This is a genomic window from Streptomyces venezuelae ATCC 10712, from assembly GCF_008639165.1.
Taxonomy (GTDB): domain Bacteria; phylum Actinomycetota; class Actinomycetes; order Streptomycetales; family Streptomycetaceae; genus Streptomyces; species Streptomyces venezuelae.
This window is the reverse complement of the sequence record NZ_CP029197.1, coordinates 457167-469878: the sequence shown is the minus strand read 5'-3', so window position 1 is coordinate 469878 and position 12712 is coordinate 457167. Positions and strand designations below refer to the sequence as shown.

The 12712-nt window shown below is 74.9% G+C and carries 12 protein-coding genes; 7 read left to right on the top strand and 5 right to left on the bottom strand.

Annotated features, from left to right (window positions below):
- Nucleotides 1-24: 24 nt before the first annotated feature.
- From DEJ43_RS02110 to DEJ43_RS02090, 5 genes are all read left to right on the top strand, one after another.
- Entirely contained in the window at nucleotides 25-315 is a 291-nt protein-coding gene (locus DEJ43_RS02110; RefSeq protein WP_015031644.1) for a hypothetical protein, read from the top strand.
- A gap of 81 nt (nucleotides 316-396) precedes the next feature.
- Nucleotides 397-1467, top strand: a complete 1071-nt coding sequence (locus DEJ43_RS02105; RefSeq protein WP_015031643.1) for a phosphatase PAP2 family protein — start codon at nucleotides 397-399, stop codon at nucleotides 1465-1467.
- 43 nt (nucleotides 1468-1510) lie between these two features.
- Entirely contained in the window at nucleotides 1511-3736 is a 2226-nt protein-coding gene (locus DEJ43_RS02100; protein WP_015031642.1) for an NADP-dependent isocitrate dehydrogenase, read from the top strand.
- A gap of 96 nt (nucleotides 3737-3832) precedes the next feature.
- The gene (locus DEJ43_RS02095; protein ID WP_041661974.1) at nucleotides 3833-4129 is read left to right on the top strand and encodes a hypothetical protein; all 297 of its coding nucleotides are present in this window, start codon (nucleotides 3833-3835) and stop codon (nucleotides 4127-4129) included.
- A 253-nt stretch (nucleotides 4130-4382) separates the two neighbouring features.
- The gene (locus tag DEJ43_RS02090) at nucleotides 4383-5840 is read left to right on the top strand and encodes a sigma-70 family RNA polymerase sigma factor (RefSeq protein WP_015031640.1); all 1458 of its coding nucleotides are present in this window, start codon (nucleotides 4383-4385) and stop codon (nucleotides 5838-5840) included.
- Between the two features lie 23 nt (nucleotides 5841-5863).
- On the opposite strand, the gene DEJ43_RS37950 is transcribed toward DEJ43_RS02090, so the two are convergent.
- The 4 genes from DEJ43_RS37950 to DEJ43_RS02070 form a co-directional block, all read right to left on the bottom strand.
- On the bottom strand, nucleotides 5864-6739 hold the full coding sequence (locus tag DEJ43_RS37950) for a CAP domain-containing protein (protein ID WP_051025812.1): 876 nt from the start codon (nucleotides 6737-6739) through the stop codon (nucleotides 5864-5866).
- Between the two features lie 151 nt (nucleotides 6740-6890).
- Complete coding sequence (locus DEJ43_RS02080) at nucleotides 6891-7763, bottom strand: universal stress protein (RefSeq protein WP_015031638.1); 873 nt, start codon at nucleotides 7761-7763, stop codon at nucleotides 6891-6893.
- Between the two features lie 166 nt (nucleotides 7764-7929).
- On the bottom strand, nucleotides 7930-9237 hold the full coding sequence (locus DEJ43_RS02075) for an acyl-CoA dehydrogenase family protein (RefSeq protein ID WP_015031637.1): 1308 nt from the start codon (nucleotides 9235-9237) through the stop codon (nucleotides 7930-7932).
- A gap of 184 nt (nucleotides 9238-9421) precedes the next feature.
- The gene (locus DEJ43_RS02070; RefSeq protein WP_015031636.1) at nucleotides 9422-9877 is read right to left on the bottom strand and encodes an RrF2 family transcriptional regulator; all 456 of its coding nucleotides are present in this window, start codon (nucleotides 9875-9877) and stop codon (nucleotides 9422-9424) included.
- A 426-nt stretch (nucleotides 9878-10303) separates the two neighbouring features.
- On the opposite strand from DEJ43_RS02070, the gene DEJ43_RS02065 reads away from it, so the two are divergent.
- Nucleotides 10304-11164 carry a glutathione S-transferase C-terminal domain-containing protein gene (locus DEJ43_RS02065; RefSeq protein WP_015031635.1) on the top strand — a complete coding sequence of 287 codons (861 nt, stop codon included), beginning with the start codon at nucleotides 10304-10306 and terminating at the stop codon, nucleotides 11162-11164.
- Between the two features lie 33 nt (nucleotides 11165-11197).
- Here the strand turns inward: DEJ43_RS02065 and DEJ43_RS02060 are convergent, their stop codons facing one another.
- Nucleotides 11198-12235, bottom strand: coding sequence for an NAD-dependent epimerase/dehydratase family protein (locus tag DEJ43_RS02060; protein ID WP_015031634.1), 1038 nt, complete (start codon nucleotides 12233-12235; stop codon nucleotides 11198-11200).
- Nucleotides 12236-12374: 139 nt separating this feature from the next.
- Between DEJ43_RS02060 and DEJ43_RS02055 the strand changes: the two genes are divergently transcribed.
- Nucleotides 12375-12617 carry a DUF5133 domain-containing protein gene (locus DEJ43_RS02055; RefSeq protein ID WP_015031633.1) on the top strand — a complete coding sequence of 81 codons (243 nt, stop codon included), beginning with the start codon at nucleotides 12375-12377 and terminating at the stop codon, nucleotides 12615-12617.
- The last annotated feature ends 95 nt before the right edge of the window (nucleotides 12618-12712 follow it).

Genomic DNA, 12712 nt, shown 5'->3' with positions numbered 1-12712 from the left:
TGCGGGAAGCCCCGGGGGTGGCCCATGCAGTGGTATCTGATCGTGCCGAGCGCGCTCGCGGTCCTGTTCGCGGCCGGCGGGACGGCGGCGCTCCGGACCGGCTGGATCCCGCCGTTCCAGCGGCGGCGCGTCCAGCGCCCCCGGCTCTTCGGCTGGGCGCAGCTCGTACTGGCCGCGGCCTTCGCGGCCCAGACCGCCGGATACCTCCTCGGGGACCGCGAAGCGCGCCACGCCGCGGGGATCGTCACCCTGCTCGCCCTGCTCTGCGGGCTGATCCTCGCCGTCGCCGCCCAGCTCTCGCGCGAGAACCGCTGAGCGGCCACCCCCGGACCCCGCCGCATGTCGTTCGGGTGAGTCCAGCGGGCGCCGCTGCCGCGCGTGGGTTCGAATCGGGGCATGGCTTCCTACGACAGGCCCCGCGCGGGCGGCTCCCCCAGGCCGCTGGAGACCGGTGACACCTGGTGGTACGCCGCCGTGGCAGGTGAGGCCGCCGGATCGTTCAGCACCCGTGTCCGCACCCGGACCCGACGCGGCAGCCTCGGGGCCGTACTCCTGCTCACCCTCACCTACGCCGGCCTCGTGCTCACCGCCACCGGCCGCCGCTGGAGCGACGCCGCGCTGACCGGCCGCCGTGCCGACACCGCGGCCGCCACCCTGCTCCGCGAGCACCCCTCGCTCGCCGGACTCACCACCGGCTCCCTGGTCGCCGGCTCCGTCCTGCTCCTCGCCGTCGGCCTGATACGCAAGCGGTACGCCCTCACCGGCATCGCCGCCGGCACGGTCGTCACCGCCCTCGCCCTCACCGGACTCCTCCAGCGGTACGCGCCCCGCCCCCGGCTCGCCGACGCGGGCGGCCTCCTCCCGAGCGGCTTCCCCAGCGCCCAGACCACCCTCGCCCTGGGCATCGCCTTCGGACTGGTCCTCGTCGTCCCGTACCGGCTGCGGAGCATCGCCGTCGGCTCCGCCGCGCTCTGGGCCGCCGCCGTCGGCGCGTACACCATCGCCGCCGGACAGCACCGGCCCGGCGACGTGATCGCCGCCGCCCTGCTGGTCCTGGCCGTCTTCTGCGGCCTCCTCGCCTTCCTCGCCCGCAAGGGCAGGGTCCGTCCCGGCCCCCGCCGCGGGCCCGCCCTCCCCGGCCTCCCGGCGACCGTGCCGCTCGCCCTGCTCGCCGTGGCGGGCCTCGGCGCGGGCCTCTGGCTCCTCGGCGACACCCTCGCCCTGCCCGCCGCCGCCCCCTACGACCCGGCCGAGCTCCGGCTCGCCCACCGCTGCGGCCAGGCCCTCGCCGCGGGCGTCACGGCCGCCGCCGCCCTGCTCCTGCTCGGCCTGCTCCGCCGCGTCGACGTGGACGGCGCCCCCGCCGCGTACCGGCTCGGCGGGCCGTTCGTGGAGGCCGCCGGAGTGCCCGGGGACGATCAGGTCGTGGGCCCCTTTACCGAGGACCTCGATCACGAGATATCTTGATGTCGAGCAATCTCGCATACGCAGACGTGGAGCGGAGCACCCGGTGACTGACTCGACCATCATCTACACCCACACTGACGAGGCGCCTGCCCTGGCGACGTACTCGTTCCTGCCCGTGATCCAGGCGTATGCCTCGCAGGCCGGCGTCACGGTCGAGACGCGGGACATCTCCCTCGCCGGCCGCATCATCGCCGTCTTCCCCGAGTTCCTCGAGGAGGGCCAGCGCATCCCCGACGCCCTCTCCGAGCTCGGCGACCTGGCCAAGACCCCCGGCGCCAACATCATCAAGCTGCCGAACGTCTCGGCCTCCATCCCGCAGCTCAAGGCCGCGATCGCCGAGCTCCAGGCGCAGGGCTACGCCCTCCCGGACTACCCGGACGACCCGCGCACGGAGCAGGACAAGGACGTCCGCGCCCGCTACGACAAGATCAAGGGCTCGGCCGTCAACCCCGTCCTGCGCGAGGGCAACTCCGACCGCCGCGCGCCCGGCTCGGTGAAGAACTACGCCAAGAACCACCCCCACCGCATGGGCGCCTGGACCCCCGAGTCCAAGACCAACGTCGCCACCATGAGCGAGAACGACTTCGCCTCCACCGAGAAGTCCGTCGTCATCGCCAAGGACGACACCCTGCGCTTCGAGTTCACCGCCGCCGACGGCACCACCAGCGAGCTCCGCCAGCCGCTGAAGGTCATCGCCGGCGAGGTCGTCGACGCCGCCGTCATGCGCGCCGCCGCCCTGCGCACCTTCCTCGGCGAGCAGGTCGCCCGCGCCAAGGCCGAGAACGTGCTCTTCTCCGTGCACCTCAAGGCCACGATGATGAAGGTCTCCGACCCGATCGTCTTCGGACACGTCGTCCGCGCCTTCTTCCCGGCCACCTTCGCCAAGTACGGCGAGGTGCTCGCCGGCGCCGGCCTCTCCCCGAACGACGGCCTCGGCACCGTCCTGGGCGGCCTCGACGCCATCCCGCACGGCCTCGGCGCCGAGATCAAGGCCTCCTTCGAGGCCGAGCTCGCCGCGGGCCCCGCCCTCGCGATGGTCGACTCGGACAAGGGCATCACCAACCTGCACGTGCCGTCCGACGTCATCGTCGACGCCTCGATGCCGGCCATGATCCGCACCTCCGGCCACATGTGGGGCCCGGACGGCCAGGAGGCCGACACCCTCGCCGTCCTCCCGGACCACAGCTACTCCGGCGTGTACCAGGCCGTCATCGACGACTGCCGCGCCCACGGCGCCTTCGACCCGTCGACCATGGGCTCCGTCCCGAACGTCGGCCTCATGGCGCAGAAGGCCGAGGAGTACGGCTCCCACGACAAGACCTTCGAGATGGCGCAGGCCGGCACCGTCCGCCTCGTCGACTCCGAGGGCACCGCCCTCCTGGAGCAGGAGGTCGCCGAGGGCGACATCTTCCGCGCCTGCCAGACCAAGGACCTGCCCATCCAGGACTGGGTCAAGCTCGCCGTCACCCGCGCCCGCGCCACCGGCGCCCCGGCCGTCTTCTGGCTGGACGAGAACCGCGCCCACGACGCCCAGCTGATCGCCAAGGTCAACGAGTACCTCCCGCAGCACGACACCGAGGGCCTGGACATCCGCGTCCTGTCCCCGGTCGAGGCCACCAAGTTCTCCCTGGAGCGCATCCGCCGCGGCGAGGACACCATCTCCGTCACCGGCAACGTCCTCCGCGACTACCTGACCGACCTCTTCCCCATCCTGGAGCTGGGCACCAGCGCCAAGATGCTGTCGGTCGTCCCGCTGATGGCGGGCGGCGGCCTCTTCGAGACCGGCGCCGGCGGCTCCGCCCCGAAGCACGTCCAGCAGCTCGTCAAGGAGAACTACCTCCGCTGGGACAGCCTCGGCGAGTTCTTCGCCCTGGCCGCCAGCTTCGAGCACCTCGCGACCTCCACGGGCAACTCCCGCGCCCAGGTCCTCGCCGACACCCTCGACCGCGCCACCGGCACCTTCCTCAACGAGGACAAGTCGCCGACCCGCCGCCTCGGTGGTATCGACAACCGCGGCAGCCACTTCTACCTGGCCCTGTACTGGGCCCAGGAGCTGGCCGCCCAGACCGAGGACGCGGAGCTCGCCAAGGCCTTCGCGCCGCTGGCCGAGACCCTCTCGACCAACGAGCAGAAGATCGTCGACGAGCTCGTCGCCGTCCAGGGCTCCCCGGCCGAGATCGGCGGCTACTACCAGCCCGACCCGGCCAAGGCCGCGGCCGTGATGCGCCCCTCGGCCACCTTCAACGAGGCCGTCGCCTCCCTCGCCTGACCCGGTCGCCCCGCGCGTACCGCCCCGGACGGAACTCTTCCGACCGGGGCGGTCCCGTCGGTGGCGCATCCGCCGTCCGGGTGTGAACCTGGATGGATGAGCTGGGCATCTTGGACGACCGCCGGTGTCTACACCGGGCGAGGTGGGGTGCTGACCGTCGAGGGCGGGGTCGTGACGGGCGATCTGACCGTGCACACGACCTGGACCCGGGTGGAGCGGGAAGCACGTGTGGCCGTGCAGTACAGCGGCGCGTCCGACTGGTTCACCATGTCGGGCAGTCCCGTTCCGTGCGAGTCGGAGGAGGAGAGCCGCGATCTGCACGACGCCGTCGTGGCAGCCGTCCGGGAGGGGAACAGGGCCACGGTCCCGTCCCTGCCCGTACCACCGGTCTGACCACCACCGCCGGACCGCTACCGTGTGGCCGGACCGGGTCGCCGGCGTGTGACCGGAACCGGAAACCGGAACTGACCGGACCCGGACTCGGACCCGGACCCGGACCGGAACCGGAACCGGAACCGTGAGCCGGACCCCGACCGTGACCGTGACCGGCGCCGATCGTCGATCACCCGGATAAAGTGTTATCCCTCCCGCGCCCACGGGTCTCCGAACGACGGGTGACCCGGACCAGGGATGAGGGAGCAGATCCATGCACAGCGACGAGCGCCGCACCACCGCGCTGGTGGAGGCGGCCAGGGCCGGTGACGCGGAGGCCAGGGACGCACTGGTACGCGCCTACCTGCCCCTCGTCCACAACATCGTCGGCCGGGCCCTCGACGGCCACGCCGACACCGACGACATCGTCCAGGAGACGATGGTCCGCGCCCTCGACGGCCTGACCGGCCTCCGCGACCCGGACCGCTTCCGGTCCTGGCTCGTCGCCATCGCCATGAACGGCATACGGCGCCGCTGGCGCGAACGCCAGCAGGCACCCGTGCCCGGCCTCGACCGGGCCGCCGACCTCGCCGACCCGGCCGCCGGCGACTTCACCGAGGTCACCATCCTCAGGCTCGGCCTCTCCGGACAGCGCCGCGACGTGGCCCGCGCCACCCGCTGGCTCGACGAGGACGACCGCGAACTGCTCGCCCTGTGGTGGCTGGAGGCCGCGGGGGAACTCACCCGCGCCGAACTCGCCGAGGGCCTGGGCGGGCTCTCCCCGCAGCACGCCGCCGTCCGCGTCCAGCGGATGAAGGAACGCCTGGAGACCGGCCGGGCCGTCGTCCGCGCCCTGGACGCCGTCCCCCGCTGCCAGGACCTCGCGGAGACCGTCACCACCTGGGACGGCCGCCCCTCCCCGCTCTGGCGCAAGCGCGTCGCCCGCCATCTGCGCGGCTGCGACACCTGCACCGCCCGCGTCAACGGCCGCAGCGGCCTCGCCCCCGTTGAGGGCCTCCTCGTCGGCATCGGCCTCGTACCGCCGCTCGCGATCACCGCCGCGCACGGTCACACCACCGAGTCCGTCGGCTACGGGACCGTCTCCCGCTGGACACCGCTCCGGCGCGTCGGGGTCGCCGGGGCCGCCGCCGTCGCGGTCCTCGGCGCGGTCGCCCTCCTCGTACCCCAGGAGCAGCCGCACGCGCGCGTGGCGCCGGACAGGCCGGCGGCCGCACCCGCCCCGACGACCGCCACCCCGGCCCCGGCGGTCACCACCGCCTCTCCCACCCCCGCGACGGCGTCCCCGACGCCCCGGCGCACCACCCGCCCGGCGCCCACGCCCACCCCGGCCGCCGAGGAACGGGTCACCGGACTCGTCAACCAGCTGCGGGCGAAGGCGGGTTGCGCCCCGCTGCGGATCGACCCCCGCCTCACCGAGGCGGCCCGCGGCTACGCCCGCGACATGGTCGCCCGCGGCTACTTCGGGCACGCGAGCCCCGAGGGCGAGTACGCGGACGCGCGGATCACGGCCGCGGGCTACGCGTGGAGCGCCTGGGCGGAGAACCTCGACCGGGGTACGGCCGACCCGGCGGGGGTCGTCGACGACTGGACCGACGGGTCGATGCACGAGCGGAACATGCTCGACTGCCGCTACCGGGACACCGGAGTCGCCTCGGCGCCCGGCCCCGGCGGCCGCGTCTGGGTGCAGAAGCTGGCCGCGCCCGCCTCCTGACGGCGGGCTCTTCGGGCAGCGGCTCAGCGTCTCGCGCCGAAGTCCTGCACCCACCAGGGGCCGTTGGCGGTGAGGTTCACGCCGACGCCGATGTCCTTGAAGGCGCAGTTGAGGATGTTCGCCCGGTGGCCGGGGCTGTCCATCCAGTCCTCCATCGCCCGGGCCGGGGTCTTCGGCCCCCGGTGGATGTTCTCCCCCCAGGTCGACCACGTGTACCCGGCGCCGGTGATCCGGTCGCCCGCGTCACGGCCCTCCGGATTGTCGTGCTGGTAGTAGTCCCGCGCGGACATGTCGTCGGCGTGGCCCTGCGCGGCGGTCCGCAGATGGCTCTCGGAGCGCAGCGGTGCGCAACCGGCCTTCTCCCGCTCGGCGTTGGCGAGGGCCACGACGTCCTGGACGTACCGCGCGGCCTTCCCCGCGGGCGTCACGGCGGCCTTCGTCCCCGCGGGCGGGGCGGCGCCGGGGGCCACGCCGTGCCGCTCGTATCCCGCCAGCTGCTCCCGGGGCTGCGCGGGCGCCTGTTCGCGGTCCACCGCCGGCGTCGCCGGGGTCTTGCGGAGCGGGGAGGGCGTGGGCGCGGACGGGGGTGCCGTCGGGAGGCCGGGCGCCGTTCCCCGTACGGCCCCGGGCGCGGCCGCCGTGACACTCCCGCTGACGGTGGCCACGTACATCCCCGTGGTGACCGTGAGGAGGGCGGCCGCGGCCCCGGCCAGGGTGACGGCGGTACGGAACGAGGGCCGGCGCGGGCGGAGGACGCCGCCCTTGCGGTGCCGGCCGCCGGTCCGCGCCGCCGGGCCCGCCTCCGGTGCGGGCTCCGGCGCCGCGTCCGGCGCGAAACCGCCGGGGTGCGCGCCGGGTTCAGGGTCTTCGGGACGGCCGGGCCGGTCGTGGTGCCGCATGGAGCTCCGCTCTCTCGCCGTGGTCGCCGGACGGTCCGGCGCTGGGAGAGCCACCGGGGCGACGGCGATAACACTGTCCGGCCCCGGCCACCCCGACACTCCTCGTCAACGCGACGCGTCAACCTGACGCGTCAACCCGTACTGAACCCTTTCAGTCCTGTGGGACGACCGCCACCGGACAGGGCGCGAGGTGCAGCGCCGCGTGCGCCACGGAGCCGATCCGCGGACCCACGGCGCCCCGCTTGGCCCGCCGTCCGACCACCAGGAGCTGGGCCGGCCCCGACGCCGAGAGCAGCACCTGGCCGGCACTGCCCAGTTCGACGTGCTCGCTCACCGGCACCTCCGGGTAGCGCTCGCGCCACGGCGCGAGGGCCTCGCGCAGCGCCTTCTCCTCGTACGGGACGAGCCCGCCGGCCTCGTCGGCGAGCCGCATCGAGGCCGGGCTGTAGGTGTAGAGCGCCGGCAGGCTCCAGGCGCGCACGGCGCGCAGCGCGGCCCCTCGCGCGGCGGCCGTCGCGAAGGCGAAACCCAGGGCGGCGGCGCTGTCCTCCGGGCCGCCGAGCTGCCCGACCAGCACGTGTCCCGCGGGTGGTTCGGCCGGCTCGCCGTCGCGGGAGCGGACGGCCACCACGGGGCGGGTGGCCCCGGCGATGATCTGCTGACCGTACGAACCGAGCAGGAACCCCGCCACCGCCCCGTGGCCGCGCGAGCCGATGACGAGCATCTCCGCCCGCTCCTCGGTGCCGAGCAGCGCGGCGACCGGCGTATCCCGGAGGACCTCGGCCCGGACCGTCAGCGCCGGGTACCGGGCGGCGACCGTCGCCTCGGCCTCCCGGAGCACCTCGTCCGCGACGCGCTCCTGGGTCGCGCGGTCCTGGACCAGGGGGAGATCGATCGGCTCCCAGCGCCAGGCGTGCGCGAGCCGTAGCGGGAGCCCCCGGTGCAGGGCCTCGCGGGCGGCCCAGTCGGCCGCGGCGAGACTCTCGGGCGAGCCGTCCACTCCTGCGACGATCTCACGACTCATCAGGCTGCCTCCATGGGTGCGGTGTCGGGCCCGCCGGACGCCGGGCCCTTCTCCTCCCAGCTTGGGCCCGACGGCCGCCGAACAGGAGGGCCGGACGTCCCGACATGCCGGTCCGTCCGGCCTTCCGGCCCGCTGTCGGCCGCCCGCCGTGCGGTGCGGGCCGGGGTCAGGCCTGCAGGGTGAGCCGGGCGTGGGTGCCGTTGAGGTAGTGGTCGCCGATGTCGCGGAGCCGGTGGGCGGGCTGCGTGGGGGCCGTGAGCGCCCGGGCGTTGCGCCAGAAGCGGTCGAAGCCCGGCCCGCCGTCCCGGGCGTCCGCGCCCGCCTCGCCGTCGACGAGTTCCAGGACGCGGGTCGTGATCTGCACGGCCGCGTGGCCCGTGACGGTCTCGGCCGCCGCGACCAGGACGGCGATGTCGGCCCGTTCCTCCGCGCCGAGCCGCCAGGACGTGAGCAGGCCGTGGTGCAGGGCGTCCGTCGCCCGTTCCACCACGGCGGCGGCGGCGTGCGCGGTGGTCGCCAGCTCCCCGTAGGCGAGCAGCAGGTACGGATCGTCCCCGGTGGCGAACTGTACGGAGCCGTCCGGGGCGCCCGCGGGACGGGCCGCCCGCGCCGGACCGGCGTGGCCCGCGCGGCTGATGTCCCGGGCCTCGGCGAGCGCCCCCTCGGCGATGCCGAGCCCGACCTCGGTCAGGAGCAGCCGCAGCGCGAGCGGGGCGAGGGTGGTGAAGGGGGCGGCGGCGTGCTCGTCGTGGGGGAGCGCGCCGAGCACGTCCTCGGGAGCCACCGGGACCCCCTCGAAGGTGACGGTGCCGGCGCCCGCGAGGCGCTGCCCGACCCGCTCCGGCCCGCTGTCCGTGAACACCCCCGGCCCCGCCGGGTCCACGAGGACGACGAGCAGGTCGCCGCTGCCGCCGGGGCGGGCGCCGACGACGAGCCGGTCCGCGACGGAGACCGCGGAGGTGAAGGCGCGGGTGCCGTCGAGGACCCATCCGCCGGAGCCGGCGGGGGTGAGCGTGAGGCCCGAGCCGCTCTCGGCGCGCGAGGCCTCGATGCCCCCGGCGAGCAGCCAGCGCTCCTCGGCGGCGCGGACGTGGAGGGGGGTGCCGACCGTGCCCGGAGCCGGCCCGGGCCGGCCGCCGCCGGGCTCCCGCGCGGGGCCGAAGAAGCGACTGCTCCAGGACAGCGCGTAGTGGTGGGCGAGGAGTTCGCCCACGGAGCTGTCGGCGGCGGATATCTCCCGTATGACGGCGCAGGCGGCCCGCCAGTCGGCGCCGCGCCCGTCCGGGCCGGGCGCGGTGAGCAGGGCGGGGAGCCCGGCTTCCTGGAGCCGGGCGACCTCGTCGAACGGCGCCTTGCCGGCCCGGTCCCTGACGAGGGCGTCGACGGCGAGGTCGTCGGCGAGTTCGCGGGTGACACGGGGCCAGATCTCGTCGTCGGCGGTCCGGTGCGCGGGCGGTTTCCTCGGCGTACTCACGTCACCTCACATGATCCCTAGTATCCCCACTGGAATACTAGGGATAGTGGCAGAGGGGGTGGCCAGGCCCCAAGGGGCGTCCGCAGGTTGGACAGGCTCGTCTTGCTTTATGAGACGAAGTCAAGTCGGCGCAGGCCGGGGGCGGTTGCCCCTCCTCTTGCCGGGGCCGGCGGGGCCCCTTCCGTCAGGGGTTGGTCCAGGCCTCCGGATCGTCCGCGAGCGCGACGATCCCGTCCGGCAGCCGCGCCGCCGCCACCTCCGCGAGCGACACGCCGAGCACCTCACGGACGCCGGCCCGCAGGGCGATCCACAGCGTGAGCAGCGACTCGGCCGGACCCGTGTACGAGAGGTCCGGCGGCCGTTCCCCGCGCACCGAGACCAGCGGGCCGTCCACGCAGCGGATCACCTCGGCCACCGAGATCGACTCCGCGGGCCTGGCCAGCCAGTAGCCGCCGTTGCCGCCGCGCTGGCTCTGCACCAGGCCGCCCTTGCGCATGTCGCCGAGGATGCCCTCGAGGAACTTGTGCGAGATGCCCTGATCCTCGGCGATGGCCTCGGCCTTCAGCGGCCCGGCGTCCTGGGCGGCGGCGAGCTGGAGGGCGGCACGCACCGCGTAGTCGGCCCTGGCTGAAATGCGCATGCGCGCATTATTCCGCACGCTTCTCGGAGGCGGCCCGTACCGCACCCTTGACGGCGTCCGGGACCGGCCCGACACTCGGTGGCGGGCAAACCGAGCGAACAGGTAGGGAACCATGGGACGCAGCGGTCGGCGGGACAGCACACTCGCCGCACCCCTCCCGCGCCGCCTGTCCCTCACCTCACGCCGCCACATCGACCTGCTGCGGGTCTGCAGCGCGGCGAGTCGAGGGCCCCGCCGAAGCGGTCCGCCCGCCCTCGTGTCCACCGGCTGAGACACCGCGTCCGTCCGACCGCCGTCGCCGTCCGATCGCCGTCGCCGGCCGCGGCCGGGGTCGACGGCCCACCGTCGTCCTCCCCTTCACCGACGTCCGCCGCGCCGCGGACGCCGCCCGCCCGACCCAGCACCGAGCACCCCCAAGGGAGAAGCATGTCCGTCGTCCCGTCCTCGCTGCTGCCCGCCTCCGCCGCGCCCGCCTTCCGGGGCCGGATCGGCCGCGACGTGCACAGCGGCCACTACGCCGTGCCCCACCGCTACCGCCTCCACATCGCCCCGTACGACCCCGGCTGTCTGGGCATCGCCGTCACCCACAGCCTGCTCGGGCTCGACGACACGCTCCCGCTCACCGTGCTGCCCGAGACCCCCGACAGGCCCGACGGCGGATACGCCGCCCTCCGCCCGCTCTACGAGGCGAGCGCGCACCTGTACGACGGACCGGCCGCCGCACCCGTCCTCAGCGACGGCTGGACCGGACGGATCGTCAGCACCCATGTCCCCGACATCCTCCGGGACCTCGCGCTCCGCTTCCGCGGCGAAGGCCCCGACCTCCTGCCCGAGGAGCTCCGCGGCGAGATCGAGGCGGTCACCGACCTGTGCGAGCGGAGCGTCAACCGGGCCGCCCAGCGGGCCGGGGAGCTCGGTCTCGACGGCGAGGCCGCCCACCGCGACCCGCTCACCGTCCTCTTCGCCGCCCTCGGCTCCCTGGACCGCCGCCTCGCCCGCCACCCCTATGTGCTCGGTACGGCCCCGACCGCCGCCGACGTCCAGGTCTGGGTCACCCTCGTCCAGCTCGACACCGTCCACCGCTGGCATCTGGACGCGGCGGCGATGGACCGGGTCGCCGGATACCCGGCCCTGTGGGAGTACGCCCGACGCCTCGCCGCGCGCCCCGAGTTCGCCCACCGGCTCGACATCGAGGCGGTCATGCGCCACCACCGCGCCCACTGCCGCGGCCGCGAGGCGGCGGGCGCGGCGATCCGCCTGGTCGACTGGCCCGGCACGCGGGTCTGAGCGCCCACCGAGGACACCCGGCGGCGCCCCGCGTCAGCCGACGCGGTGGCCCGTCAGGGGAGCCGTGTCGTCGCCCGCGCCCGCGCGGACGCCGCGCAGGAAGGCCTCCAGGGCCTCCAGGGAGGTGTGCGAGGGTTCCCACCCCAACTCCCGGCGGGCCCGCTCGGTCGCGAGCAGCGGGATGTGCCGCACGGCGTCGAAGAGACCGGGGGAGGCGGAGACCAGCCGGAGCCGCCAGGCCGCCGCCAGCGCCCCCCGCACCGCGCCCGCCGGAACCCGGACCGGATGGGCGTGGAACAGTTCGCCCAGCGCCGCCCCGTCGAGCACCGGCTCGGCGGCCAGGTTGAACGCGCCCCGGACGTCCCGCACCACCGCCCGCCGATACGCGTCGGCCGCGTCCTCCGTGTGCAGCACCTGGAAGCGCAGCCCGTCGAACTCCGGGAGCACCGGCAGCAGTTCGGGCCGCATCAGCTGCCCGGGGAAGAAGCGCGCCGCGAAGATCCGGCGCTGCTCGCTCGCCGACTCCTCCTTGAACAGGAACACCGGACGCATCCGGACCACCCGGATCAGCGGATGGTCCCGCTCGAAGGTGTCGAGGACCCGTTCCAGATAGGCCTTCTCCCGGGTGTACGCGGCCCCCGGCCAGCCGTGCGTCGGCCAGGCCTCCGAGACCGGCGCGCCGCCCTTCGGGCCGGGGGAGTAGGCCCCGACCGAGGAGGCGTACACCAGCGCCGGCACCCGGGCCGCCGCGACCGCGTCGAAGACCCGTACCGCCCCCAGGACGTTGGTCTCCCAGGTCGTCACCGGGTCTCGGGTCGGTCCGAACCGCCAGGCCAGGTGCACCACGGCGTCCGCGTCGGCGACGTACCGCGCGAGGCGGGGAGCGTCCTGGTCCAGGGAGAGGTCGAGCTCGGCCCACTCCACTCCCGGGAGTTCGAGCCCCGGCCGGCGCCGGGCGAGGCCCAGCACCGAGCCGACGCCCGGATCGGCCGCCAGGGCCCTCACCAGACTCGTGCCCACATTGCCGGTGGCGCCGGTGACGACCACCCGCTGAATCGTGCTCGGGTTCATGCTCTCGACCCTCCGCCATCAGCGGCGGAACCGCATTCCGGGGCCCACCTCTGCCCGGAGCCGTCACGCAGCGTGTCCGTGTCGGTCGCGGGCGTGGCCGTCGACCGGGAGTATGGAGCGACTCACGAAGGAGGACACCATGCTGCTGCCCGACAGGAACACGGTCGACCGGCTGCTCCGGCACTACCGTGCGCAGGAGCGGACCGTGCTTGCCAGGCCGTGCGACCTGTCGGCGCGCCGGCGCTTCGAGGACACGGCCTACACCCTGTGCGTCCTGATGGGAGAGCGGACCGCCCGGGAGGCCGTCCTCGCCGCCGAGCGGTACGTGGCCGGAACCCGCCCCGTCTCCCCGCCGGCCCTGGAAGGCCTCCCGCGGGCCTGATCCGTACGGAGACGATCAGGATTTGAGAAGCGTCGCGATCCGGCCGCCGATAGCGTGGCAGCCATGGACCCCGCGACCTGTCCGCCGTCGGGCAC